Below are 26,863 nucleotides of genomic sequence, written 5' to 3'. Positions count from 1 at the left end.
TAACGGAAGCCGCTCAGTGCCATTATCAGTAAGACACTATCTCGCAGTAAGACTTTTATTACCGATAACGCATTCAGGCGTTGTTGTTACATCGAATAGCCCGGTTTTTTGGTGAGGTTATCCAGTTCTGGACCGATTTCGATATCGTAAACGGTGTCTTTCCAGCGATCTGGCGTGACTTCGGTTAACGCCACCGAGATAGATTTGTCTTCTGCGTTCAGGTACTTCTTGAGCAGGTCGCTGATATCGTTTGCCAAATCCTGTTTGACGGTTTCTGGCAGATTGCGGGGAAAATACTTGATGGCAACATGTGGCATGGCTAAGACGCTCCGTGTGTGAAAGTCGGTATTTGAGAGGGCAGTTAGCGCTGAAACACTCACCGCCTGTGGCGTGATCATCTTGGCATGGTTTTGGGCAGACGACTATCTACATCAAAGACGACTATCTGCTCAAAGAAGACGGTTTACCTAACGAAGATGATTTACCCAACGAAGGCGCGCTACCCAAACGGAAACCAGCTGGATTAACTGAACGGCCTACATTAACGGTTCGGCGTTGATCGATGGCGAGATCCGCACCGAACCGTGGCGTATTTACTGCACGACGACCACATCCAGTGCGCGCAGGTGCTCCGGTAACCAGGATAAGTGGATTTCACTGCCAATTTGCCAGTTCGGGTTAACGTCGCTGGCGGGCAGTTTCACCATAAATTGTGGCTGCCCGGCCACCTCGGTCATCATGCGAACGTGATCGCCAAGATAGATAAATTGCTGGATATGGGCGCGAACCTGCTGGGCACCATCCGGCAGGACGCTGGCGTTAACTTTTACCCGCTCCGGGCGAATGCACAAATGGATTTTTTTACCCGGTGAACTGGGGCGCACTTTCAGCGCGCGCAGGACGGTGCCGTCATCCAGTTGAGCCTGATAATAATTGCCGTCGCTGCCGCATTGGGTGGCAATCAGCGTATTGTTTTCACCGATAAATTGCGCCACGAAGGTATTTTGTGGGTGTTCGTAGATATCACTCGGGCTGTCCATCTGTTGGATGATGCCGTCATTGAATACTGCCACCCGGTCTGACATGGTCATCGCTTCGCTCTGATCGTGGGTGACGTACACCACGGTCAGTTCTAACGCCCGGTGCAGTTCCTTGATTTCCAGTTGCATATGTTCGCGAAGTTGCTTGTCCAGCGCGCCCAAGGGTTCATCCATCAGCACCAACCGGGGTTCAAACACCAGCGCTCTGGCCAGCGCCACGCGCTGCTGCTGGCCGCCTGACATCTGCGCCGGGTAGCGGTCAGCCAGATTAGCCAGCTTGACGCGGTCCAGCACGCGGTCCACTTTCTCTTTGATGTCACTGCGGTTCAGGCGGCGAATGGACAGCGGAAACGCTAGGTTCTCCGCCACCGTCATATGCGGGAACAAGGCATAGTTTTGAAATACCATGCCGATGCCGCGCTGATGGGGGGGCAGGTTGTGCAATGGGGTGTCACGCAGCAGGATTTCACCCTGCGTGGGCGTTTCAAACCCGGCCAGCATCATCAGACTGGTGGTTTTGCCGGAGCCGGACGGGCCCAGCATGGTCAGGAATTCACCTTCCTGAATATCCAGATTCAGGTTTTTGACCACCAGACGATCGCCATCGTAGGTTTTTTGAATATTTTTGAAGCTGACGTAGGTTTTCATTCTTCCCTTCTCTCACGTGTCGTAGCTCGATGCTGATAATGACTTATGCATAAGTCGTGCCTGATACTTAATTGAGAAACTATTCTTATTGGTTTGGAATAAAAAAGAGGCGTCAGATGTTCAGCCGGTTACCGAGATGAACGCGGATGTCTGGCTATTACCCAGTGTGTTAACAGTGCAGAGTGCACAACATTAACACTAGTGCAACAAACAGGATGCCTGAACAGTATGGTGCATTGTTTGCTGAGATTGCATCAAAATGGTGATTTTTTTGTTAAGCTAAAGCACCAATGCTGTGCAATGGTGCGAGCGGAAACGTGAGGTTGTATGAGGGCTACTGCCACCGATTGGGGCGAGTGGCGAGTAGGGGCGCGGGGCTATCGGGGCCTTAGCTGTGTTGCTTTTCCAGCGCGCGTAAACAGTGAAGAATCACGTCAAACGCCTGTACCATTTCAGCCTCATCGACACCGGCGTAACCGAGCAACAGCCCGCGCTGATGCGTTGGGTGCAGGTAGTAACTGGAAAGCGGTTTCACCATCACGCCGTGTTGCAGAATACGGGCAGTCAGTACCACATCATCGATAGGGTCGGGCAAGCGCAGAATCAGGTGTAGCCCGGCGTTGCTGTTATAACCGAGGTAGTCATCCCCCAAATGCTGCACGATCAATTCGCTCAGCAGCGCGCGACGGCGGGCATACAACAGGCGCATACGGCGGATGTGAGCGGCGTAGTGCCCTTCGCTGATGAACTGGCTTAGCGTCAGTTGCGTCAGCAGGTGACCGCCACGGTACAGCTCGGCGTGCGCCGTTTTCAGCTCTCTAGCCAGTTGTGGCGGCAGCACCATGTAACTGACTCGCAGCCCCGGGTAGAGCGTTTTGCTGAAGGTGCCGATGTAGATCACCGGCGGTTGCGTCTGGAGCCCTTGCAAGGCGGGAATCGGGCTGCCGGAAAAGCGAAATTCGCTATCGTAATCGTCTTCAATCACCCAACTGTTGTGCTCCTGCGCCAGCGCCAGCAGCCGTTGTCGTCGGGCGAGGCTCATCACCGACCCCAGCGGATACTGGTGCGACGGCGTAACGCAAATCAACCGCGGCACCGAGTGCGGCGAGACATCGTCCGGCGGCACCATGCCTTGCTCATCCACCGCGACTGGCGCGACACGCAGGCCATTGATGGTCAACACATTGCGCATGCCCCAATAGCAGGGGTCTTCAATCCATGCCAAATCACCCGGGTTGCACAGCATTTTGGCCAGTAGATCCATCGCCTGATGGGTCCCTTCGGTGATCAGGATTTGTTCCGGCGTACAGGTCACCGAACGCGCCACCCGCAGGTAGTCCACCAGCGCTTGTTGCAGTTCCGGGCAACCGCCGATCGGCGAATAAGAGAGCTGTTCCGGCTTCAGGCGGCGGGACAGGCGGGTCTGTAACCGCCGCCATAGGTCATGCGGAAAGCTGGCGATATCCGGAACGCCCGGCATAAACGCGCCCCACTGGCGAGCCGATGCACCGGCATACCCCAGCAGATGCATACCCCGTCGGGAAATTTCCTGTACGGCCGGGCGCAGTGGCGACAGCGTATCGTCGCGCATATCCGGCGTATGGGTGTCTGGCAACTGTTCGGTGACGTAACTGCCGCTGCCGGTACGGGTCTCGATATAACCTTCCGCCAGCAGTTGTTCAAAGGCGGCGATCACCGTATTGCGCGATAGCGATAACTGCTGCGCCAGGTCGCGTGACGAGGGTAAACGCCGTCCCGGCGCGATATCGCCGGAAAGAATTGCCAGGCGGATGGTGTCGTACAGCCGCTTGTTAAGGGTGCCTTCCAACTGGCGTTCCAGCCCTTGCAACAGCAAATCGGTCAGTAGTGAGCGCAAAGTGGATCCTTTAAATATTAAAAACTGGCTCTGGATTATAGGGCCATACAGGAGATAAATAACAACATCGTAACGTCAATCGTCAACCCTTATTGGGTGGTGTGTTCATCGAATCGGAGCGGAAAATGAGTAACAGCGAATTGAATCAACGTCGTTTGGCCGCCACGCCGCGTGGCGTGGGTGTGATGTGTGATTTCTATGCCGACAAGGCGGAGAATGCCACCCTGTGGGATGTTGAAGGGCGCGAGTATATTGATTTTGCGGCCGGGATTGCGGTACTGAACACCGGCCACCGTCACCCTAAACTGCTGGCGGCGGTACGTGAGCAGCTGGAAAAATTCACCCACACCGCCTATCAAATCGTGCCTTACGGCAGCTATGTGGCGCTGGCGGAGCGTCTGAATGCACTGGCACCTATCGTCGGCCCGGCCAAAACGGCTTTCTTCACCACCGGGGCCGAGGCGGTTGAAAATGCAGTGAAAATTGCCCGTGCTTACACCAAACGCCCTGGCGTGATTGCCTTTGGTGCGGCGTTCCACGGCCGTACGCTGCTGACCCTGACGTTGACCGGTAAAGTGGCTCCGTATTCCACCGGTTTCGGCCCGTTCCCAGGGTCCATTTTCCATGCGCTGTACCCGAATGCCCAACACGGCGTTACGGTAGAACATGCGCTGGAGAGTATTGATCGCATTCTGCATACCGATATCGGTGCCGATCAGGTCGCGGCCATTCTGCTGGAGCCGGTACAAGGCGAAGGGGGATTCAATGTGGCACCGCCGGAATTCATCCGTGGTGTTCGCCAGTTGTGTGACAAATACGGCATGTTGCTGATTGCTGATGAAGTACAGAGCGGCTTTGCCCGTACCGGCAAGGTGTTCGCGATGGAGTATTACGACGATAAAGCGGACCTGATCACCATGGCGAAAAGCCTGGGCGGCGGCTTCCCGATTTCCGGCGTGGTAGGGCGTGCCGAGGTGATGGACGCACCGGGCCCCGGCGGGCTGGGCGGTACCTATGCGGGTAACCCACTGGCGGTGGCCTCAGCGCTGGCCGTGCTGGATGTGATTGAAGAGGAACAACTGTGCCAGCGTGCTCAACGCCTTGGCGCTACACTGGTTGAAGCGCTGGAGCAGGCGAAAACCGCTAACCCGGCGATCGCCGATATCCGTGCCCGTGGCTCGATGGTGGCGGTGGAGTTTAATGACCCGCAAACCGGCAAGCCGAGCGCGGAAATCACTAAAAAATACCAGCAAGCGGCGCTGGAACAAGGGCTGCTGTTACTGACCTGTGGTACGCATGGCAACGTGATCCGTTTTCTGTATCCGCTGACCATTCCTGATGCCCAGTTCAGTAAAGCACTGTCGATTCTGGCCCAGGTTCTGGCGAAGTGAGATGTGAGCGAAAGGGTAGCTATGCAACTAAAAAATAAAGCGTTATTCCGCCAGCAATGTCTGATTGGCGACGAGTGGCAAGACAGCCATAACGGCGATCGCCTTAGCGTGAACAACCCGGCGACCGGTGATGAACTGGGCAGCATTCCGCTGGTTACGGCGCAGCAGACTCAGCAGGCGATTGCGCAGGCTGAGCAGGCACTGGTGGCGTGGCGTCAGCGTACCGGTAAAGAGCGTGCGGCACTGATGCAGGCATGGGCGCAATTGATTCGTGACCATCAGGACGATTTGGCGGCGATCCTCACCGCTGAACAGGGGAAACCGCTGGCGGAAGCCCGTGGGGAAATCGCTTACGCTAACTCGTTTATCGACTGGTTTGCCGAAGAGGCGAAGCGGGTGGAAGGCAGTGTGTTGCAGTCACCGCAGGCCAATCAACGCCTGCTGGTGATTAAGCAAGGCATCGGCGTATGTGCGGCGATCACGCCGTGGAACTTCCCGGCGGCGATGATTACCCGTAAAGCGGCGCCTGCATTGGCGGCCGGGTGCACCATGATAGTCAAACCGGCGGAGCAGACACCGTTCACCGCACTGGCGCTGGCGGAGCTGGCGCTACAGGCGGGCATTCCTGCGGGTGTGTTGCAGGTGGTGACTGGCGAAGCCGCCTCAGTGGGTAAAGTGCTGTGTGATAGCCCGGTCGTGCGCAAGCTGAGCTTTACCGGGTCTACCGAAGTTGGTCGCATTTTGATGGCACAAAGCGCGCCGACGGTGAAAAAACTGTCGCTGGAACTGGGCGGCAACGCGCCGTTCATCGTGTTTGACGACGCTGACCTGGAACTGGCGATAAAAGGCATTCTGGCGTCCAAGTTCCGCAATAGCGGCCAGACCTGTGTTTGCGCCAACCGCATTTATGTTCAGCGGGGTATCTACCCGGCACTGGCTGCACGGCTGGTGGAGGAAGTGGAAAAACTGAACGTGGGCGAGGGGACGCAACCCGGCGTGACGCAAGGCCCGCTGATTGATCAGGATGCGGTCGGCAAGGTCGAGTCGCATATTAGCGATGCCCTGGCCAAAGGGGCGACGTTGCTGACCGGCGGTTCACGCCATGCGCTGGGCGGCACGTTCTTTACGCCGACGGTGATAGGTGGCGTAACGCGCGAGATGCGGTTTGCGCGAGAGGAAACATTCGGGCCGGTGGCACCGTTGTTCCCGTTTGACGATGAGGCGCAGGCGGTGGCGATGGCGAACGACACCGAGTTTGGCCTGGCAGCCTACGTCTATACCCGTGACGCCATCCGCCAGTGGCGTGTGCCGGAAGCGCTGGAGTACGGCATGGTCGGCATTAATACCGGTCTCATTTCTAACGAAGTCGCCCCGTTTGGCGGGGTAAAACAGTCGGGGTTGGGACGTGAAGGTTCACGCTTCGGCATTGAGGAATACCTGGAGATGAAATATCTCTGCGTTGACCTTACCCCATCAGCCTGACGACGGATGCATTCGGATGAACAAGGATGTTCATGTCAGGAACGGTCGGGCTAGTCTGGTGCAGCCTGTTAACCGGTTGCACCATAACAAGGCAAATCAACCACCGGCTGTCGCAGTCAAAAACAGGCTATCAGATTAAAAATAACACCAGCACTGTGCAGATTGCACAGCGTAGGACTTCCACGGCTCCATCCGGCGGTTTTTAATCCAGTCGATAGAAACTGGCATGAAAACTGCTATACAGAATGATGTCATACATCAAAAAAATTAAGGGTTTTCCCCTTATGGACATACGTTGACTACTCTCTTTAGGAGCCAGACCATGTTGAAAAAATTTGCACTATCCGCTCTGCTCGTTGCCATGGCCTCCCAGAGCTGGGCTGATAATCTGACCGTGATTTCCTTTGGAGGCACCAATAAAGATGCACAGGATAAGGCTTTTTATAAGCCGTTCCAGGCCGCGGGCAAAGGCACGATCGAAGCCGGTGAATACAATGGTGAAATGGCTCGTATCCGCGCAATGGTGCAGACAGGGCAGGTTGGCTGGGATGTGGTGGAAGTGGAAGGTCCGGAACTGCTGCGTGGATGTAACGAGGGACTGTTTGAACCGCTGGACTGGCAAAAGCTGGGTCATCAGGCTGATTTCGTTAAAGGGGCCGTCTCTGAATGCGGTGCCGGGATTTTTGTCTGGTCCACGGTGCTGACTTACAACGCCAATAAATTACAGCAGGCCCCCAAAAGCTGGGCTGATTTCTGGGATGTGAAAAACTTCCCCGGCAAGCGCGCGCTGCGCAAGAGTGCCAAGTTCACGCTGGAAATCGCGTTGTTGGCCGATGGCGTGAAGCGTGAAGATGTTTACAAAGTGCTGGCGACCCCGGCGGGTGTCGATCGCGCGTTCAAAAAACTCGATCAGATCAAATCCAATATTCAGTGGTGGGAGTCCGGTGCACAGCCGTTGCAGTGGTTGGTGGCTGGGGATGTGGTCATGACCTCTGCCTACAATGGTCGCGTGGCCGTGGCGCAGAAAGAAAAACCGGGCATCAATATCGTCTGGAAAGATGGCCTGTACGATTTGGATAGCTGGGCGATTGTAAAAGGCTCCAAGCATAAAGCGCTGGCTGAACAGTTTATCGCGTTCGCCAACCAGCCGGAAAACCAGAAGGTGTTTGCTGAAAACATCGCTTATGGGCCGACCAACAGCAAAACCACCGCGTTACTGAGCCCGTCCATCAGCAACAACCTGCCAACCGCCCCGGATAACCTGGCGCAGTCGGTACAGGTCGATACCGAATTCTGGATTGATCACGGCGAAGAGCTGGAACAGCGCTTTAACGCCTGGGCTGCCCAGAAGTAATCCTGAACCGGTATTGAACAAGGAGAGCACGCTTATGTCCCAGAGTGAGATGTTGAAGGCTAAACCGCCAGTCGGTAATCAGGAAGGTCGCACCAGTCTGAAACAGCAGCTGCGTCAGGCGCAGGCCCGCTATCAGAAACGGTCGCTGTTGCTGATAGCACCCCTATTCCTGTTTATTCTGGTCAGTTTTCTGTTCCCGATACTGTCGATTCTGGGCAAAAGCGTGTCTAACCCGGACTTGCGCGTCAGTATGCCGATGACGGTAGAGGCAATGCGGAACTGGCCCGGCAAAGCGGTGCCGGATGAAAGTGTGTTTCGCGCGCTGGTGAGCGACCTGCGTAATGCTCGCAGTACCGGGCAGGTCGCTACGATCACCAAGCGACTGGGGTATGAAGACAGCCAGTACCGCACACTGATTACCCGTACCCTGCGTAAACTGCCGTCGGATGAACAGCCGGGGCTGCGTGAGCAACTGATTGCCGAGCAACCGATGTGGGGTGAGCTCAACACCTGGAAAACTATCGAACGAGCGTCGAGTCCGTTTACCAGCTATTACCTGCTGGCGGTGTTTGACCATAAGGTTGATCCACAAACCGATAAGGTGGTGGCACAACCGGCAGATCAGGCGTTGTATGTTGATGTGCTGATGCGCACGTTGCTGATGGCCGGTGTCGTTACGTTGCTGTGTGTGGCATTGGGGTATCCGCTGGCTTACTGGCTGGCGAAACAGCCGGATAACCGCGCCAATTTATTGATGATTCTGGTGTTGCTGCCGTTCTGGACCTCACTGATTGTGCGAACCGCCAGTTGGATCGTGTTGCTGCAATCCGGCGGGCTGATCAACCGTTCGCTGATAGGTCTGGGTATTATTGATGAGCCGCTGGTGCTGGTGTTTAACCGCATTGGTGTCTATATCTCGATGACGCATATCCTGTTGCCGTTTTTTGTGCTGCCGCTGTATGCGGTGATGAAAGGTATTTCACCTAACTATGTTCGGGCGGCGATTTCGCTGGGTGCGCATCCGTTTCTGGCGTTCTGGCGGGTGTATGTGCCGCAGACTTACGCCGGGGTGACGGCCGGTGCGTTGCTGGTGTTCATGATGGCGATCGGCTACTACATTACGCCAGCGTTGCTTGGCGGGCCAGGCGACCAGATGCTCAGTTATTTCGTGGCGTTTTTCACCAATACCACCATGAACTGGGGAATGGCGGCCGCGCTGGGGACGCAACTGTTGGTGATCGTGGTACTGCTGTATGTGGTGTATATCCGTGTTACCCGCACCGACGCCGAAGCGGCGGCGCGTTAAAAGAAGGAGCAAGCGATGAAACCGATGAAGGAAATGAGACAACAGGGATCGCAGTTGTTGCGGGTGTGGAATGGCTTCTTCAATTTTTATGGCGCGGCGATGTTGCTGTTTCTGATCGTGCCGGTGCTGGTGATTGTGCCGCTGTCGTTTAATGCCGGGTCGTTTCTCAGCTACCCGTTGGCCGGATTTTCCCTGCGTTGGTATCGGGAGTTTTTCCATTCCAGCGAATGGCTCGGTGCATTGGGCAACAGCCTGCTGATCGCGCCGCTGGCGACGATACTGGCAACCGTGTTGGGCGTGCTGGCGTCGGTGGGACTGGTTCGCGGTGAGTTTCGCGGCAAGTCGTTGGTGATGGCGGTACTGATTTCACCGATGATTGCTCCGGTGGTGATTGTGGCCGTCGGGATGTTTTTCTTCTTCGCCAAGCTGTCACTGCTCAATAGCTACATCGGGCTGGTGCTGGCTCATGCGGTGTTGGGGGTGCCATTTGTGGTGATTACCGTCACCGCGGTACTGAAAAATTACGATCAGAACCTGACTCGTGCTGCCGCCAGCCTGGGGGCACCGCCGTTGCTGGCGTTTCGTCGGGTAACCCTGCCGCTGATAGCCCCTGGCGTTTTCTCCGGCGCACTGTTTGCGTTCGCCACCTCGTTTGATGAGGTGATTGTGACGCTGTTTCTCGCCAGTCCGCGTCAGCGTACGTTGCCATTGCAGATGTTTGCCGGGATCCGCGAGAACCTTGACCCGACTATCGCCGCCGCAGCGACGATGATGGTGGCTGCCGCGCTGGTGCTGTTGGTGGTGATGGAAGTGCTGCGTCGTCGTTCGGAGAAATTGCGCGGTGGGCATTGATTCCAACTGTGGATACTGACGGTAGCGTACAACGCTATTTATCTCTGTTATGCGCCCTTGTCAGAACTGGCAAGGGCGCTGCTTTTTGGTCTGTGGGGTCAGGAAAGGTACGGGGTTAGCTCGCTTTGGCAAACCGTATAGTCATTTTTTTGTCGCGAAAAGGCGCGAGTTTATCCGGCGAAATGGCCGCTTCCACCACCAGCGTGGCGATGTCTTCGTAGGGGATGACATGGTAACGGGCGATGGCCGGGAGTTTGTCCGAGGTCATCGCCACCACAACCTCGTTGCTCTTGCCCACTGCCGCGTGCTTGAACTCGGCGTCTTCATAGTCAAACACCGTTAGCCCTTCGCTGGCATCCAGTGCGCAACCGCCCAGAAAACAGAGATCGAAATAGATATTCTCCAGCTGTTTTTGTGGTGTGATACCTAGTGCGCCTCCGGTGCGGGGTTGTACTCGGCCACCGAGCATAATCACCTCGGCGTGGGCGGATTTCATCATTTCCAGCGCGATAGCGGGCGAATTGGTGACGACAGTGACGGGCAACGTAGGCGCGATCGCCCGGGCGATGGCGAGGTTGGTCGAGCCAGAATCGATAAATACGCACTGATTTGCCTGAATCAACGCAGCGCAGGATTGCCCCAGCCGGTCTTTCGCGTCGCTGTCGGCAGTGGCCCGGGTAATAAAATGCCCGTCAGCCGGTGCCAGGCTGACCGCGCCGCCATATACCCGCTTGCATATACCTTCTCGCGCCAGTTCCTGCAAATCACGCCGGATGGTGTGTTCCGATACCTGTAATTCTTGCGACAGTAACGTACAAACCACCCGACCTTCCTTCGCTAATCGATCGCGGATCAGCGATTGTCGTTGTTCAGGAAAAGATGCATAATCGAGCATAACCAAGCCTTATAATTAATTTAATCGAGCATAACGAGCAAAATTAATCACTGGGACGCCGAATTGTCAATCAAATAGTGGTGATGTGCAGCCTATCGAAAGAGGTGAGTACCATGAGTCAGTCATTACCCGATATCGCATTCTTCCATCGTCTGGCTGACGCTGCCAGTCAGCAAACCTTGCCGCGCTTTCGTTCGCAGCAGAATCTGCACGTAGGTAGTAAACCCAAAGACGGGTTTCGCTTTGATCCGGTGACGGACGCTGACCGGGAAGCGGAGCGGGTGATTCGGGCGCTGATTACCGAACACTACCCGGATCACGCGATCATGGGGGAGGAATTTGGCACGACCGGCAGCGGTGATATCCAGTGGGTGCTGGACCCAGTCGATGGTACCCGGCCGTTCCTGTGTGGACTGCCGGTGTGGGGTACACTGATTGGGTTGTTGTATCGCGAACGTGCGGTGATGGGGATGATGAGCCAGCCGTTCACCGGCGAAGCCTTTTGGGCGGATGGCGAGCACGCCTGGTACCGTGGCCCACAGGGTGAAAGCCGACTGGAAACCCGTAAGAGCGTGTCGCTGGACCAGGCTATTTTGCACACCACATCGCCGGAACCTATCGAACGCTATCCGCAAGTCCACTTCCAGGATCTCACCGAGCGCACACTAATGACCCGCTACGGTGGTGAATGCTATGCGATGGCGATGCTGGCGGCCGGGCATATCGATATCTGTCTGGAATATTCGCTGCAACCTTATGATATTACAGCGTTCATCCCGATTGTGGAGCAGGCCGGTGGTGTGGTCACCACCTTGCAGGGCACACGGCCGGAAGCCGGTGGGCAGATACTGGCGACGGGGTGCCCACGCTTACACGAAGACGTGCTACGGATCCTGAATGGGTAACGCCGAACACGTTAACAGACTGCATACGCCGATGCGGTCATTGGTCTATTTTTTCTCATGAGACGATATCGTTTATGCAACCGTTGACGGATTCCCAGACGCTTTCACCTGTAGCTGCCCCGTTGTTTGATGAACCGGGACGGCGCGAACAACGTGCGACGCGCGTGATGTTTTTTTTAGCCGGGTTTGGTACGTCGGTTTGGGCGGCGCTGGTGCCGTTCGCCCGGCTCAATACCGCCGTGGATGACGGTATGCTCGGTCTGCTGTTGCTGTGTCTGGGGGGCGGCGCGCTGGTGGCGATGCCGGTAACCGGTATGCTGACCACGCACTTTGGCTGCCGTAAGGTGATTTCGCTGGCGGTATTGCTGTTCTGTCTGATCTTGCCGTGGCTGGCGGTGATCCCGAGTGCGGCGCTACTGGCGCTGGCATTGCTGATATTCGGTATCGGGGTGGGTACCACCGACTGTGCGATGAACGTACAGGCGATTTTGGTGGAGAAAGCCTCAGGTAACGCCATGATGTCTGGGTTTCATGGGTTTTACAGCATTGGCGGTATCGTCGGAGCTGGGGCGATGAGCGGCATGATGTCGCTGGGGCTGTCGCCGCTGGTGGCAAGCCTGATCAGTGTGGTGGTGATGGTGCTGTTATTGCTGACGCATCTGGCCGGTTTGCTGAGGTACGCCAATCCGCCGGAAGGCCCGGCGTTTGCTGTCCCCCGCGGTACGGTACTGGTGCTGGGGTTGATCTGCTTTGCCGTGTTCCTGGCGGAAGGCGCGGTGCTGGACTGGAGCGCGGTATTTCTGACCGAATACCGCGGCATGCCGGATGCGCAAGGTGCGCTCGGTTTTGCGTGTTTTGCCGCTACCATGACGCTCGGACGTCTGACCGGCGATCGGGTGGTCACCCGACTGGGTGCACAACCGGTGGTGATGCTGGGGGCCGCGCTGGCGGTCACCGGGTTGATGCTGGCGGTGTGGATCCCGTTCTGGTCGGTCGCGTTGCTCGGTTATGCGCTGATCGGGTTGGGGTGCTCCAATATTGTGCCGGTTATGTTCTCGGCCATCGGGCGTCAGACCAGCATGCCACAGGCGGCGGCGGTGCCTGCGGTCACCACGCTGGGTTATCTGGGAATATTAGCTGGGCCAGCAAGTATCGGGTTTATTGCGCATCACAGCAGTTTGTCAGCCGCGTTTCTGGTGGTGGCGGCCTTGCTGGCACTGGTTGGGCTGAGTGCCAAAGCGGTGAAGGTTTAGTCGTTCGCGGTATGGCGACAGCAAAGCGCGGTGATGGTTTCGCTTGTCATCGGTTTTGGTGATGAACAGGCCGTCATTCTCTTCATTATCCGGCAGTTGGCGCTGCTGCCGGATAATGCGTAAACCGGTCAGGACATCGGTAAAGCTCCCCTGCTGCGTCACCCGTCGCTTTTATTGTTTACCCGCATGGCTTCCCACGTTCATTCTCTGTCCGTTATCCGTTATCCGTTATCCGTTATCCGTTATCCGTTTTTCCGCATTACTTATCCAAAATTAAACGTTCATTTCAAACAAGCGTTGGGTTAGTTTTTCCGCAGATTTGAACACCCATCGTATGCCGGAGCCTGCCCCGTCACCATGCACTTGCGGCACGGATAATGACCGGACATCACCTATTTCACCCAGGGATAACAACATGAAAAATAAATCGCTTTTTGCGGCCTTGCTGGTGGCCGCATCGCTGTTTGGCGCGATGAGCCAGGCCGCGGAGACGACACCCAAACACGGCGGCACGCTGAATTTTCTGGTCGAGCCGGAACCGCCGGTGCTGACGTCGTTGGTTAACAGCGGCGGGTCGGTTATCAAGGTCAACGCCAAGGTGATCGAAGGATTGCTGAACTACGATTTCAACATGAAGCCGATCCCACAACTGGCCACCAGTTGGTCAGTGAGTCCGGACGGCAAACAGTACACGTTCCATTTACGCCAGGGCGTGAAATGGCACGATGGCAAGGATTTCACTTCCGCTGACGTGGCGTTCTCCATCCTGACGGTCAAGAAATACAATTCCCGCGGGCAGGGCACCTTTGCCAATGTCACCGAAGTGAAAACGCCGGATCCGTATACCGCTATTGTGGAACTGTCGCAGCCCGCACCTTATCTGATCAGCGCGTTTTCTGCCAACGAAGCGCCGATCGTTCCGAAACACCTGTATGACGGTACCGATATTCGTACCAACCCCTACAACACGGCACCGGTAGGCACCGGGCCGTTCATCTTCAAGGAGTGGGTGCGCGGTAGCCACATTGTGTACGAGCGCAACCCCAACTATTGGGATCAGCCGAAGCCGTACGTGGATCGGCTGGTGGTGAAATTCATCCCTGACGCGGCGACCCGCCTGATCGCCTTTGAGACCGGTGAGCTGGATCTGGGCAGTGAATCGCCGGTGCCGCTCAATGAACTGGATCGCGTCAAGAAAAACCCCAGGCTGGCGATTGAAACAGGCGGTTACGGTTACGGTCCGACGCAGACTCGCATCGAGTTCAATCTGGACAATCCGTACCTGAAAAACCTGAAGGTACGGCAGGCGATCGCCCACAGCATCAACCGCGATGTGCTGCGTAACGTGGTGTGGTACGGCTACGCCGTCAATTCGCCGACGCCGATTACGCCGGAGCTGGCGCCGTTCCACGACAGCGCGCCGTCGCCATACCCGTTCGATGTGAAGAAAGCCGAACAACTGCTGGACGAGGCCGGTTTTCCGCGTCAGGCCGACGGCATTCGTTTCCGTCTGGTACATGACTACATGCCGTACGGTGATGGCTTCAAGCGCGTGGCGGAATACCTGAAATCCGCGCTGGCTAAGGTGGGGATCGAGGTCACCATCCGGTCGCAGGATTTCGCTACCTACGTCAAGCGCGTGTATACCGATCGGGATTTCGCGTTCACCAACCACTCCATCTCCAACCTGTTTGACCCGACAGTCGGCGTGCAACGGCTGTACTGGTCGCAAGCCTTTAAACCGGGTGTGGCGTTCGGCAATGGTTCACATTACGCCAACCCGGAGGTGGACAGGCTGCTGGAGCAGGCGGCAGTAGAGACCGACCCGGCCAAACGTGCTGAGGAGTTTCGCGCATTCCAGCGCATCGTGGCGCAGGAACTGCCGGACATCAATTTGTTGCAGCTTAAACGCCTGACTATCTACAACACACGCGTTCACAACCAACTGACCGATATTCAGGGCACCAACGGCAGCCTGGCGGAAATCTGGCTGGATTAATGACCTGTGAACCGGGAGCGCGTCGGTATCCGATGGCGCGCTCTGTGGCGTCGCCTCTGCATATAAAGGTAAGTGATGAGAAATAGTGAACGCATCCGGCAGGTGCTGTGGCGTACGTTGCTGCATGCGGTGCCGGTGGCCATCGGTATCGTGATCGTTGTGTTCTTTTTGCTGCAACTGGTACCGGGTGATGCGGCGGATGTACTGGCCGCCGAAGCAGGCAGTGCCACCGCCGAAACCACCGCGCAGATACGCCAGCAGTTCGGGCTCGATCTACCGGTACTGCATCAACTGTACAACTATCTGTCCAATCTGGCGCATTTCAGTCTGGGGTTTTCACCGCGCTACAACGCGCCGGTGACGGAATTGATCCTGTCCCGTCTGCCGCAGACGCTGTTGCTGATGTTGGCTTCGCAGTTGGTGGCAATCGTGGTCGGGATCGCCCTGGGGGCGGTGATGGCTGTGTGGGCAGGCAAATGGCCGGATCGGTTTCTGTCGCTACTGGCGCTGTTGCTCTACTCCACGCCGGGGTTCTGGATTGGACTGATGGCGCTGATCTTGTTCTCGGTCCGGCTTGACTGGTTACCGGGTGGTGGCAGCGCCACCATCGGCGCAGATCTGCATGGCTGGGCTTATCTTCGCGATGTGTTGCTGCATGCGGTGTTGCCAGTCGGTGCCTTGAGCAGTTTCTTTATCGCCATTTACGCCCGGCTGACGCGAGCGGCGATGCTCGAAATCGACCGGCAGGATTTCGTGCGCACCGCCCACGCGAAGGGGCTGAGCCCGTGGCGGGTGACGCTACGCCATATTCTGCGCTGTGCGCTGTTGCCGGTGACCACGGTTGCTGGGATGCACATCGGCAACCTGCTGGGCGGTGCGGCGGTGGTGGAAACCGTATTTAGCTGGCCGGGGCTTGGCCGACTGGCGCTGGAGGCGGTGATGGCGCGCGATTTCAACGTGCTGTTGGGGGTGTTGCTGCTGTCAGCGTTTCTGGTGATCGTCGCCAATATTCTGGTCGACGTACTGCAAAGCTGGCTAGACCCCCGAATCAAGGCGAACTGATATGAAAAATACCGTTTCTTCTAGCACCGCCGTTGGTGAACGGGTACCGCCGCGTCGCCGTGTACGGCTGTCGCCAGAGGTGAGGCTGTTTTTGCGCAATCCTTCCGGCATGGCGGGTGTCGCGCTACTGGTGTTGGTAGCGCTAATGGCGCTGGCGGCACCGTGGGTCTACCCCGGCGACCCGTTGGATATGGTCGCGCAGCCGTTTCTGTGGCCGGGGCAGGATCCGGCTTTCCCGTTAGGCACCGATTCGCTGGGGCGTGATGTTGCCGCCGGAGTGGTACATGGGGCGCAGGTGTCATTGCAGATAGGCTTTTCTGCCGTGGCGGTCAGCCTGTTGATCGGCATAACCATCGGCGCAATTGCTGGCTTCTTTGGCGGCAAGGTTGATCACCTGCTGGTGCATGTCACTGAACTGTTTCAAACCTTTCCCACCTTTCTGCTGGTGGTGGTGCTGGTGGCCATCGGTCAGCCATCGGTGACACTGATTGCCTGCGCTATCGGTGTCGCCTCCTGGCCGACCATCGCCCGGCTGGTGCGGGCGGAATTCCGTACCTGGCGTGAAAGCGATTTCGTGCTGGCTGCGCGCAGTCAGGGGTTTTCCAGTCTGCGCATCATGGCACAGGAGATTCTGCCTAATGCGCTGCCGTCGATCATCGTTACCACCTCGGTGATGGTGGCATCGTCGATTCTGATCGAATCCGCATTGTCGTTTCTCGGTTTTGGCGATCCGAACCGGGTGAGTTGGGGCAGCATGATCGGTGCTGGCCGTGAGTCGCTGCGCTCGGCGTGGTTTTTGACCGCGATCCCCGGTGGTGCGCTGGTGCTGACCGTGCTGGCGCTCAATTTGGTGGGGGATGCGCTCAACGACGCACTGAACCCCGCTCACGGAGGGAACGCGTATGACCCCGCTGTTGGAGATTAAGGATTTACGGGTGACCTTTCCCGGTCATCAGGCGGTGCGCGGCCTCGATTTGGCGCTTCATCCCGGTGAAACGCTGGCGTTGGTGGGCGAATCCGGCTGCGGCAAATCCGCCACCGCGCTGTCCATCATGCGGCTGGTCAGTGCGCCGGGACAGGTCACCGGGCGCATTCTGTTCGACGGGCAGGACCTGCTGGCGCTGCCGAACACCGCGATGCGTCAGCTGCGCGGCAACGCGATTTCAATGATTTTTCAGGAGCCGATGACCTCGCTCAACCCGGTGTTGACCATCGGCCAGCAGATCGTCGAAACCCTGCTGACACACCAGCCGTTGACGTCGGCTCAGGCGCGTGTGCGAGCCATCGAGCTGCTGGACCTGGTGAAGATCCCTGAGCCGCCACGGCGTATCGACGATTACCCGCATCAGTTGTCTGGTGGGCAGCGTCAGCGGGTGATGATCGCGATGGCGGTGGCCTGCCAGCCGAAGCTGCTGATTGCCGATGAGCCAACCACCGCGCTGGACGTCACCATTCAGGCGCAGATTCTGGCGCTGCTGGATCAACTGCGGCGCGAGTTGTCGATGAGCCTGCTACTGATCACCCATGATCTGGGGGTGGTGGAGCAGTGGGCGGACCGCGTGGCGGTGATGGTCGGTGGACGCAAGGTGGAAGAAGCGTCAACCGATGTGTTGTTTCAGCGGCCACAGCATCCCTATACCCATGGGCTGTTGGCGACGTCACTGCATCTGGCCGATGACCTGCACTACCGGCAGCAGCGCCTGCCGGAGATCCGTCATTCCGACAATGGTGACGCCGGGCAGGTGACGGTGGTGACACCGCCGCTGCGTAGTGTTCCGGCTCCGGATACCACCCGCACGCCGCTGCTGTCGCTGCATCGGGTGCATACCCGCTACGCCACCTCGCAGGGTGTGGTGAATGCGGTGAAGGATATCTCGCTGGACATTTATCCCGGCGAAACGCTGGGGCTGGTGGGGGAATCCGGTTGCGGCAAGTCGACGCTGTCAAAGACCATTTTGCGTCTGCTGCCTGTTGCCGAAGGCCGGATGCTATTTGAAGGCCAGGATATTACCCATCTGAACGAGTCACAGTTGCAGCCTCTGCGCCGCCGGGTGCAGATGATTTTTCAGGATCCGTACGCGTCGCTCAATCCGCGCCACGATGTCCAGCGCATTCTGGAGCGGCCGCTGATTGTGCACGGCGTCACCCAGCGTGCGGAGCGTCAGCGGTTGATCAATCAGGCGCTGGAACGGGTTCGCCTGCCGCAGAGCAGTCTCCAGCGTTATCCGCACGAGTTCTCCGGCGGCCAGCGTCAGCGCATCGGCATTGCGCGTGCACTGGTAGTCAACCCGTCGCTGGTGATTTGCGACGAGCCGGTATCGGCGCTGGATGTGTCGATTCAGGCGCAGATCCTCAATTTGCTGGTGGAGCTAAAGAGTGAAATGGGGCTATCGCTGCTGTTCATTTCGCATGATTTGTCCGTGGTGCGCTACATCGCCGACCGGGTGATGGTGATGCAGCATGGCGAGTGTGTGGAAAGCGGTGATTGCCAGCAAATCTGGCGGCAACCTCAGCACCCGTATACTCGCCTGCTGCTGGACTCGGTACCGGGCAGGCAGCCACTCACGGCGCACGCCAGTCGTTTCTCTGTGGTTAACGCATAAGGGGTCATTGATATGGATTTGGGTATTGCTGGCAAACGGGCGCTGGTATGGGGCGGCAGCCGTGGGCTGGGTAAAGCCGTTGGTCGTCAACTGGCGCAGGAGGGCGTGCAGGTCACGCTGTTAGCGCGCACCGAGGTTGCGTTGCGTCAGGCGCAGGATGAAATCGAACAAGCGGTCGGCGTACGCCCGCAGGCGGTGGTGGCGGACATTACTCGCGACGAAGGACGGCTGGCGGCGCTGGTAGCCTGCCCGCAGCCGGACATTCTCATCAACAACGCCAGCGGCCCTGCACCGGGCGATTTTCGCTACTGGACGCGCCAGCACTGGCTGGAGGCGCTCGACGGCATGATGCTTGGCCCGATCGAAATGATGCGTTTGACGGTAGATGGCATGCGTCAGCGCGGCTTCGGTCGCATCGTTAACATCACCTCCCGCAGTGTGAAGATCCCGCAACTGGAGCTGGGGCTATCGAACAGTGCCCGTTCGGGGCTAACCGGTTTTGTCGCCGGGCTGTCCCGCACGGTAGTACGTGACAATGTCACTATTAACAATATTCTGCCGGGCATCTTCGATACCGATGGCCAATGGCAACACATCCAGTCGCTGGTGGCGCAGACCGGCAAATCCTATGAGCAGTTGCATCAGGAGCGGGCCGCGGCCAACCCGGCCGGGCGCTATGGGCAGCCGGAAGAGTTCGGGGCTGCCTGTGCATTCCTGTGTTCACGGCAGGCCGCTTTCATCACTGGGCAGAACTGGCTGATTGACGGCGGCAGCTATCCAGGCACCTTTTAACCGTTGCGCCCGCCGTCGGCAGGCGCAAACCAGAGGGAACACGACATGGCCGACTATGAACAGACGTTGCGGCAGATGGTGCCGGTGCTGACCGGGATCCGCCACCATATTCATCAGCATCCGGAAATCGGGTTTGAGGAGTTCGGCACCGCGGCGCTGGTGGCGGAGAAATTGCGCGAGTGGGGGCTGGCGGTGACCACCGGCATCGGTGGTACCGGCGTGGTGGGGACACTGCGCGGGAAACAGCCGGGCGAAGGGGTGATAGGCCTGCGCGCCGATATGGATGCACTGCGCCTGCAAGAGAAAACCGGTCTGCCGTATGCCTCGTCGTACGACGGCAAGATGCACGCCTGCGGTCATGACGGGCATACCGCCATGTTGCTGGGGGCGGCGTGGTTGTTGTCCCGCCATCCGGATTTTGCCGGGACGGTGCATTTTATCTTCCAGCCTGCCGAAGAAGGGCTGGGTGGCGCGCGGGCGATGCTCGACGATGGCCTGCTGAGTCGCTTCCCGTGCCAGCGGCTGTTTGGGCTGCATAACAAACCTGGCATAGCGCTAGGGCGTTTTTCGTTGCGTAGCGGGCCGATGCTGTGCGCCAGCGACAGCTGGCGGGTGGTATTCCGCGGCACCGGCGGCCACGGCGGTTCCGGTGCGCACCTGTCGATTGACCCGACGCTACCCGCCGCGCAGTTCGTGCTGGCGTTGCAGACGGTGGTCAGCCGTAACGTTCCTGCGATGGAGGCGGCGGTATTGAGCGTGGGGCATATCGGTGGCGGCGACCCGCTGGCACCTAACGTGATCCCCGAGCGCGTTACCGTAACCGGGACCGGGCGTAGCTACTCACCGGCTATCCGCGAGCTACTGGCCAAACGGCTGACCACACTGGCGCAACACAGCGCACAGGCGTTCGGCGCGACGGCGGAAGCCGATTATGAATTTCAATATCCGGTGCTGATTAATGAGCGGGAGATGGCCGAGCGTGCGAAGCAGGCCGCCGAGCGGGTAGCTGGTTCGGACGCGGTCAATGGCGAGATGACGCCGTTGCTGGGGGCGGAGGATTTTGCCTATCTGCTCGAGCAGCGCCCCGGCGCGTTCATCATGGTGGGCAATGGCGATGACGACGATGCCCACGGCCGACCACTGCATACCCCACATTACGATTTTAACGATGCGCTGATCCCAGTCGGAGTGCGTTACTGGGTGGAACTGGTGCGTCAGGAACTGCCGCTCACAGGAGGTATCGCATGAAAGTGATGGTACTTGGCGCAGGCGTGGTGGGTGTCACCAGTGCCTGGTATTTGCATCAGCAAGGGTTTGAGGTTGAGGTGATCGACCGCCAGCCCGGTCCGGCGCTGGAGGCCAGTTTCGCCAATGCGGGCGGTATTTGTCCCGGTTTCGCTGGCCCCTGGGCATCACCCGGCATGTTGCTCAAGGCATTCCGTTGGCTGTTCGTGCCGCAGGCACCGCTCAAATGGCGCCCGGCACTTAGCCCGGCGCAGTGGCAGTGGCTATGGCGTTTTGCCCGTAACTGCCGGTTGGACGCCTATCGCGCCAACAAAAGCCGGATGCAGCGTATCGCCCACTACAGCCAACAGTGTTTGCACCAACTGCGCAATGAATTGGGACTGGATTACGCCCAGTCGTCGCTGGGGGTACTGCAACTGTTCGGTAACGAACAGGAACTGGCAATGGCGCATCATGCGTCGCAGGTGTTGACGCAGTTTGGCGTCAATCACCGACTGGTTGACCGTCAGGCGGTGACGCAGATCGAATCGGCGCTCTCGCAGGCGGACGCACCGCTGAGCGGTGGCCTCTATCTGCCGGATGACGAAGCAGGGGACTGCGCGCTGTTTACCCGGCAGCTGGCGGCGGTGTTGCAACAGCGCGGTGTGCGTTTCCATTTTAATACCCCGATCGAACGCCTGCGGGCGAGCGATGATCACCGGCGAGTAACCGGCGTGGAAACCCCTGCCGGTGTGCTAACGGCGGATGCAGTGGTCGTGGCATTAGGATGCGCATCGGTGCCTTTGTTGCGTCAGGTGGACATCCGGCTGCCGATTTATCCGGTAAAAGGGTATTCGGTCACGCTGCCGATTGCCGACGATGCCGCTGCCCCGCGGGTGTGCGTGATGTACGAACATCATAAGGTGATGATCACCCGTTTGGGGAACCAATTGCGGGCGGCAGGGATTGCCGAAATTTCCGATTTCATTACCCAGCCGGACGCGAAGAAAAGCGCCTTTGTGGCGAGTGTGGCGCAGCGGCTATTCCCAGGCGCGGGCGACTACCAGACAGCGCAGCGCTGGTGCGGCCTGCGGCCGATGACACCGGACGGCCCCGGCTATGTGGGCGCTACGCCGGTAGCCGGGCTGTTTCTGGCCTGCGGACAAGGTTCCAACGGCTGGACACAGGCGGCAGGTGTGGGACGTATCGTTGCGGATGTGATAGCCGGTCGAACGCCGGATATCGATTTGAATGGGTTGACGCTGGCGCATCGTTAATCGATGACCTGGGTAAATCCGGGTACGCCGCAGCGTGTGGATTCACTATCAAAGGACGACAAAAGGACCATCAATGAGTACAGCAGCCAAAGAAAAAGAGGGCGATGTCCGGCAACGGATCTTACAAGAAGCGATGACGCGTTTCGCCCACAAAGGCAGCGAACTGACGACGGTGCGGGAGATTACCGAAGCGACGCAGGTCAATGTCGCCGCTATTAACTACCACTTCGGCTCCAAGGAGGGGTTGTTGAAGGCGGTGTTGGATGCCGTGCTGCAACCGCTGAACGCCGAGCGTAGCCGTTTGCTGGACGACGCGGAGCGGCAGTGGGGCGATTCACTGCCACTGTCGGCATTACTGGATGCCCTGTTGCGTCCGCTGGTGCAGAGCGCTCGCACGCCGGATGGTGGCCGTATCGCAGTGCGGCTGTTGCAGCACCTGCGCGCTACGCCGCAGGGCGAAGTATCGCTGTTGCTGTCCGATCATTTCGATGGCACGGCCCACCGTTTTATTCAGGCATTCGTCCGGGCGGTGCCGCATATTTCGCGTGCGGAGGCTATCTGGCGCTATGAGTTTGCACGAGGTGCGGCGATGCACGTGCTGGCGGATGTCGATCCACGTTCCGGACGTTTGACGCTGTTGTCGCAGGGATTGTGCGACAGCAACGACGACGAACAGGTACTGCAGCAATTGCTGCGGTTCGTCAGCGCCGGTTTCGCGGCACCGTCGGCCAATGCCGCGCCGACCGAATAACCGTTTTTTATGACAACGACATATCATCAGACAGGAATAGCTATGAGCAGAGAGAGAATTGAAGGGTCTTTTGTGGCATTGATCACCCCGTTTAACGACAACGGTAGCGTGGATTTCGGCGCATTTGAAACCCTGTTGCAGTTTCAGGAGCAAAACGGCACCGCGGCGGTGTTGATTATGGGGTCTACCGGCGAAGTGTCGATGCTCTCACCGGAAGAGCGCCGGGAAATCATTCGTCGTACCGCCGGTTTTAACAGCGGCAAGATGAAGATCTTTTTCGGTTGTACCGGCAACAATACCGATACCACCATCGACTATGTGCGTTTTGCCAAAGACAACGGGGCCGATGGTGCCATTATCGCTGCGCCCGCCTATATTTGCGCCAGCGAAAGTGATATCGAGCACTATTTTCTGGAGATCGCCGACGCCACCGATCTGCCGCTCGGTATCTATAACAATCCGCCGCGAGTGAAAACCGACCTGCACTGGACATCGCTGCTGCGTATCTTCAAGCACCCGAATTACGTGATCCATAAAGAATCCACCACCCGCGTTGGTCAGGTGGCACAAGTGTTGGCAGGCAACCCGGACGTGTCGGTAATGTGCTGTGATTCGCCCAATCTCGGTCTGGTTGTTCCCACGATGTCGCTGGGTGGCCACGGCACCGCCAACATGACCGGTAATATCGCACCGGCGGAACTGGCGGCGATTTCCCGACCGTGGCGCGAGGCGGGTGACGCTGAACGTTTCCGCGACGCGTACCAGCATCTGTTGCCACTGCTGCACTACACCTATTCCGCCATCAACCCGGTGGCGGTGAAATCGCTGATGAAGGCGGTCGGCCTGCCTGCGGGCAGCCTGCGTCGCCCGCTGCGCGACCTGGACGGCGACGCGCTGGAGCGTGGGGTGCGCATTGTGGCGGAACTGGGGCTGCGTGAAAAATACGGTTTTCGCTGACCAACAGCAACCGGGGCGTGGCCCCGGTTTTTTTACGCCGCCGGAAACCCGATTAGGTTTCGATAAACGTCTGGTACCACTGTCTGAGCTGTTCAGTGATAGTCCGATTCGCTGCTTCAAACTCCCGCCCATCCAATCTACGCACTGGCGTAATGCCGGCCAGCGTGCCGGTGACAAAGGCTTCATCGGCAGTCATCGCTTCTGCCAGCGTGAAATCATCCACCCGCACCGTCAGACCGTGGGCGCGTGCCAGATTGATAACCGTCTGGCGGGTGATACCGTTAAAGCAATAGCGGCCGCTGGAGGTCCAGAGTTCGCCACGCCGTACAATAAAAAAGTTGGTGGAGTTACAACTGGCGACAAAGCCGTGCGGGTCCAGCATCAGCGCTTCGTCAGCTCCGGCGTCGAGAGCTTGTAACAACGCCTGAATAAGATTCAGACGACTGTGGGAGTTAAGTCGCAGGTCGAACACATCCGGCGTGCTGGTGCGATAGCTTGAGGTGAACAGTGCCAGTCCGCGTTGCTTCGCCGTTTCATCCACCACTTTGTATTCCGCCACGCACACCACCGTCGCGCCGCCGAGGATAAAGCGCGGGTCCTGATTGGGGGTGCTTTTACGCCCGCGGGTGATCATCAGCCGCAGGTGCGCGCCATCGGTCATGCCATTGATGACCAGCGTGCGCCGCATAATGTCGATTAGCTCCGCGCGGGTATGGCCGATATCCAGCCGGATGGCGGCTGCACCCGCCAGTAAGCGGTCCAGATGGGCATCGAGGGAAATCAGGCGGCCATTGACCAGCCGCAGACCTTCCCACACGCCATCGCCGCAGACGTAACCTGAATCAAATACCGACACCACCGCCCGCGAGCGATGCACAAATTCGCCGTTGACGTACACCTGCACGTCGTCGTTGCGGGTGTCGTGCCGGTAAGCCTGGCTGCTGACGGCGGAAGAGGAGGAAGCGCTCATGATGACTCCTTAAAACGCACGTTCGGCGAAGCGGGCCAGAAACGCCTGCGTACGGGGTTGTTGAGGGTGGCGCAGCACCTGCTCTGCGCTGCCCATTTCGTGAATAACGCCATCGGCAATGAAGATAACCCGGTCAGCGAAGTGCCAGGCGAAACCCAGTTCGTGGGTCACCAGCAATAAAGTACGGCCCTCGTCCGCCAGGGCGCGAATGGTATGCAGCACTTCGCCCACCAGTTCCGGGTCGAGGGACGAGGTGGGCTCGTCAAATAGCATGATCTCCGGTTCCATCGCCAGCGCACGGGCAATCGCCACCCGCTGTTGCTGGCCGCCGGACAGGTTGCTGGGGCGAGCGTTAAGCTTGTCCGCCAGCCCGACTTTCTCCAGTTGCCGACGGGCGATGGCGTTGGCCTCGGTACGCGGTAGTTTTTTTACCGACAGCAGGGCTTCCTGCACGTTTTGCAGCACGCTCTGATGAGGAAACAGGTTGAACTGCTGGAACACCATGCCGACACGCTGTCGCACTGCGCACAATTGCTTTTCCGGGTAGCGCCGCGTACCGTCCGGCATGGGGTGCCCCAGCACGTCGCCATCCAGTTCGATGGTGCCGCCGCTCGGCACTTCCATGAAATTCAGGCAGCGCAGTAGGGTACTTTTGCCAGAGCCGCTGCCGCCGATAATGGCGATTTTCTCCCCGCGTCGTACATCCAGGTCGATGCCTTTTAGCACCGGCTGACCGTGAAATGCTTTGGTCAGCCCGCGCAGCCGTAAAACGATATCCTGCGAATCAGTCATAGGTGGTTACCGGGTTAATAAGAATTACCGGGTTGATAAAAAACTACCGGGTTGATAAAGGGGAACGCCAGCGCTGCTCCAGCCGTGCGGCCAGATAGCTGCCGGGCCAAATCAGCACGAAGTAGAACAGCGCCACCACGGTGAGAATCTCCAGCGGGCGGTACGTGTCGCTGCTGAGCAGTCGCCCCTGATACATCAATTCATTGACCGCCAGCATCGACGCCAGCGAGGTGACCTTCGCCAACTCGATCAGTCGATTGGTCAGCGCGGGCAACATGCGCTGCAACACTTGCGGCAGGATCACGCGGCGTAGCGCCAGCGGATAAGACATGCCGAGCGCTTTGGCTCCTTCCCACTGGCTTTGCTCCATCGATTGCAGACCGGCGCGGAAGATTTCGGTGCTGTAAGCCGCGGTGTAGAGCGTCAGCGCCAGCACCGCCGCGCCAAAGGTGCTGAGCTGGAGGCCGGTCAGCACCGGCATGGCGTAGTAAAACCAGATCAGTTGGATTAGCACCGGCGTATTGCGAAACAGTTCGACGAACGCCATGACTGGCAGACGGACGGCGCGGCGGCGTGCAGTACGGGTGATGCCCAGCGCCAGGCCGAGCAGGGTGCCACCGATGCCCGCCAGCAGCCACAATTCCAGCGTGACGCCCAGCCCGCGCAGCAGGACCGGCAACTGTTGCCAGATAAAGCCAAAGTTCCATTGATAGTGCATCGGCGACCTCACTGTACACGAGTGTAGGACAGTCGCCGCTCGGCGTACTGGCTCAGCAGACTAAGGACAAACAGCAGCGTGAAATAGAGCAGTGCCGCCAGGCTGTATATTTCCAGCGGGCGGAAGCTCTGGCTGTTGATCTGCATCGCCTGATACAACAGCTCGCCGTAAGCCAGCGATGACGCCAGCGAGGTGGATTTAATCAACTCGAATGAGCGCTCAATCAACGGTGGGATCATGCGTCGCAACGCCTGCGGCAGGATAACGCGGCGCAGCGCCAGTGGGCGCGACATACCGAGCGCTTTGGCCCCTTCCCACTGCCCCTCGGCAATCGACAGGATGCCGCCGCGGTAGACTTCGGCGTAAAACGCGGCCGACTGTGCGGACAGGGCGGTTACCGCCGCGGCGAACGGCGACAGGGTCAGCGGACTGATGACCGGCAGTGCGTAGTAAATCCAGAAAAAATGCACGATGGCGGGCGTGTTGCGGTAAAAGCCGATGAACAGGTGAGCGGGCAAGCGCCACAGCCGTGTGGACGACAGTTTCATTGTGGCCAGCAGTACACCGGCCAGCATCCCGATGAGAATGCTGGTAAAGCCGATGCGGACTGTTCCCCATAACCCGTCCAGCAGCAGCGGCCACCAGTGTGGCAGGGCGGAAAAATCCCATTGATAACGCATGTGTTTTTCCCTGATAACGCCAAAGGCGTACGAATT

Annotated in this window: 24 protein-coding genes; 16 read left to right on the top strand and 8 right to left on the bottom strand. The window is 58.3% G+C overall.

What is annotated here, in order from left to right:
* Positions 1-86 precede the first annotated feature (86 nt).
* The 3 genes from pptA to LF929_RS11520 form a co-directional block, all read right to left on the bottom strand.
* Complete coding sequence (gene pptA, locus LF929_RS11530; RefSeq protein WP_012884527.1) at positions 87-317, bottom strand: tautomerase PptA; 231 nt, start codon at positions 315-317, stop codon at positions 87-89.
* Between the two features lie 276 nt (positions 318-593).
* The gene (locus LF929_RS11525; protein WP_012884528.1) at positions 594-1,688 is read right to left on the bottom strand and encodes an ABC transporter ATP-binding protein; all 1,095 of its coding nucleotides are present in this window, start codon (positions 1,686-1,688) and stop codon (positions 594-596) included.
* Positions 1,689-2,076: 388 nt separating this feature from the next.
* Positions 2,077-3,564, bottom strand: a complete 1,488-nt coding sequence (locus LF929_RS11520) for a PLP-dependent aminotransferase family protein (protein WP_210177606.1) — start codon at positions 3,562-3,564, stop codon at positions 2,077-2,079.
* Between the two features lie 125 nt (positions 3,565-3,689).
* Between LF929_RS11520 and LF929_RS11515 the strand changes: the two genes are divergently transcribed.
* From LF929_RS11515 to LF929_RS11495, 5 genes are all read left to right on the top strand, one after another.
* Complete coding sequence (locus LF929_RS11515) at positions 3,690-4,955, top strand: 4-aminobutyrate--2-oxoglutarate transaminase (protein WP_226093537.1); 1,266 nt, start codon at positions 3,690-3,692, stop codon at positions 4,953-4,955.
* Between the two features lie 21 nt (positions 4,956-4,976).
* Entirely contained in the window at positions 4,977-6,437 is a 1,461-nt protein-coding gene (locus LF929_RS11510; protein WP_226093536.1) for an NAD-dependent succinate-semialdehyde dehydrogenase, read from the top strand.
* 322 nt (positions 6,438-6,759) lie between these two features.
* Positions 6,760-7,791 carry an ABC transporter substrate-binding protein gene (locus tag LF929_RS11505; protein ID WP_026358043.1) on the top strand — a complete coding sequence of 344 codons (1,032 nt, stop codon included), beginning with the start codon at positions 6,760-6,762 and terminating at the stop codon, positions 7,789-7,791.
* Positions 7,792-7,825: 34 nt separating this feature from the next.
* Positions 7,826-9,097 (top strand): ABC transporter permease, encoded by a 1,272-nt coding sequence (locus LF929_RS11500; RefSeq protein ID WP_038904171.1) that lies wholly within the window; start codon positions 7,826-7,828, stop codon positions 9,095-9,097.
* Between the two features lie 33 nt (positions 9,098-9,130).
* Positions 9,131-9,949 carry an ABC transporter permease gene (locus tag LF929_RS11495; RefSeq protein ID WP_029456449.1) on the top strand — a complete coding sequence of 273 codons (819 nt, stop codon included), beginning with the start codon at positions 9,131-9,133 and terminating at the stop codon, positions 9,947-9,949.
* A 115-nt stretch (positions 9,950-10,064) separates the two neighbouring features.
* On the opposite strand, the gene LF929_RS11490 is transcribed toward LF929_RS11495, so the two are convergent.
* Positions 10,065-10,844: a DeoR/GlpR family DNA-binding transcription regulator gene (locus tag LF929_RS11490; protein WP_226093535.1), complete on the bottom strand. Its 780-nt coding sequence runs from the start codon at positions 10,842-10,844 to the stop codon at positions 10,065-10,067.
* Positions 10,845-10,957: 113 nt separating this feature from the next.
* Between LF929_RS11490 and hisN the strand changes: the two genes are divergently transcribed.
* The 11 genes from hisN (at position 10,958) to LF929_RS11435 (ending at position 23,667) form a co-directional block, all read left to right on the top strand.
* Positions 10,958-11,749 carry a histidinol-phosphatase gene (gene hisN, locus LF929_RS11485; protein WP_210174962.1) on the top strand — a complete coding sequence of 264 codons (792 nt, stop codon included), beginning with the start codon at positions 10,958-10,960 and terminating at the stop codon, positions 11,747-11,749.
* 74 nt (positions 11,750-11,823) lie between these two features.
* Positions 11,824-13,002 (top strand): MFS transporter, encoded by a 1,179-nt coding sequence (locus tag LF929_RS11480; protein WP_226093534.1) that lies wholly within the window; start codon positions 11,824-11,826, stop codon positions 13,000-13,002.
* Positions 13,003-13,417: 415 nt separating this feature from the next.
* Positions 13,418-15,001, top strand: a complete 1,584-nt coding sequence (locus tag LF929_RS11475) for an ABC transporter substrate-binding protein (RefSeq protein WP_210174964.1) — start codon at positions 13,418-13,420, stop codon at positions 14,999-15,001.
* A gap of 75 nt (positions 15,002-15,076) precedes the next feature.
* The gene (locus LF929_RS11470; protein ID WP_210174965.1) at positions 15,077-16,063 is read left to right on the top strand and encodes an ABC transporter permease; all 987 of its coding nucleotides are present in this window, start codon (positions 15,077-15,079) and stop codon (positions 16,061-16,063) included.
* A gap of 109 nt (positions 16,064-16,172) precedes the next feature.
* Positions 16,173-16,988, top strand: coding sequence for an ABC transporter permease (locus tag LF929_RS11465; RefSeq protein WP_264085038.1), 816 nt, complete (start codon positions 16,173-16,175; stop codon positions 16,986-16,988).
* Positions 16,966-18,666, top strand: coding sequence for an ABC transporter ATP-binding protein (locus LF929_RS11460; protein WP_226093532.1), 1,701 nt, complete (start codon positions 16,966-16,968; stop codon positions 18,664-18,666). The genes LF929_RS11465 and LF929_RS11460 overlap by 23 nt, the downstream gene beginning before the upstream one ends.
* A gap of 12 nt (positions 18,667-18,678) precedes the next feature.
* Positions 18,679-19,458, top strand: coding sequence for an SDR family oxidoreductase (locus LF929_RS11455; RefSeq protein ID WP_226093531.1), 780 nt, complete (start codon positions 18,679-18,681; stop codon positions 19,456-19,458).
* Between the two features lie 45 nt (positions 19,459-19,503).
* Positions 19,504-20,706, top strand: coding sequence for an amidohydrolase (locus tag LF929_RS11450; protein ID WP_226093530.1), 1,203 nt, complete (start codon positions 19,504-19,506; stop codon positions 20,704-20,706).
* Positions 20,703-21,959, top strand: a complete 1,257-nt coding sequence (locus tag LF929_RS11445; RefSeq protein WP_226093529.1) for a D-amino acid dehydrogenase — start codon at positions 20,703-20,705, stop codon at positions 21,957-21,959. Before LF929_RS11450 ends, LF929_RS11445 begins: the two co-directional genes overlap by 4 nt.
* Before the next feature lie 73 nt (positions 21,960-22,032).
* Positions 22,033-22,710 carry a TetR/AcrR family transcriptional regulator gene (locus LF929_RS11440; RefSeq protein ID WP_210174970.1) on the top strand — a complete coding sequence of 226 codons (678 nt, stop codon included), beginning with the start codon at positions 22,033-22,035 and terminating at the stop codon, positions 22,708-22,710.
* A gap of 42 nt (positions 22,711-22,752) precedes the next feature.
* Positions 22,753-23,667: a 4-hydroxy-tetrahydrodipicolinate synthase gene (locus LF929_RS11435; RefSeq protein WP_012884547.1), complete on the top strand. Its 915-nt coding sequence runs from the start codon at positions 22,753-22,755 to the stop codon at positions 23,665-23,667.
* Between the two features lie 52 nt (positions 23,668-23,719).
* On the opposite strand, the gene LF929_RS11430 is transcribed toward LF929_RS11435, so the two are convergent.
* From LF929_RS11430 to LF929_RS11415, 4 genes are read right to left on the bottom strand one after another with little or no spacing between them, the layout of a single operon-like run.
* Positions 23,720-24,637, bottom strand: a complete 918-nt coding sequence (locus LF929_RS11430; protein WP_038904186.1) for an aminotransferase class IV — start codon at positions 24,635-24,637, stop codon at positions 23,720-23,722.
* A 9-nt stretch (positions 24,638-24,646) separates the two neighbouring features.
* Entirely contained in the window at positions 24,647-25,429 is a 783-nt protein-coding gene (locus LF929_RS11425) for an amino acid ABC transporter ATP-binding protein (protein WP_210174971.1), read from the bottom strand.
* Between the two features lie 43 nt (positions 25,430-25,472).
* Complete coding sequence (locus LF929_RS11420; protein WP_038907798.1) at positions 25,473-26,147, bottom strand: amino acid ABC transporter permease; 675 nt, start codon at positions 26,145-26,147, stop codon at positions 25,473-25,475.
* Between the two features lie 8 nt (positions 26,148-26,155).
* A complete protein-coding gene (locus LF929_RS11415) occupies positions 26,156-26,827 on the bottom strand; it encodes an amino acid ABC transporter permease (RefSeq protein WP_038904190.1) in 672 nt (223 codons plus the stop codon).
* Positions 26,828-26,863: the final 36 nt, after the last annotated feature.

Source organism: Dickeya oryzae (assembly GCF_020406815.2).
Taxonomy (GTDB): Bacteria; Pseudomonadota; Gammaproteobacteria; order Enterobacterales; family Enterobacteriaceae; genus Dickeya; species Dickeya oryzae.
The sequence above is the reverse complement of the archived record's forward strand: the minus strand, read 5'-3'. Positions and strand labels throughout refer to the sequence as shown.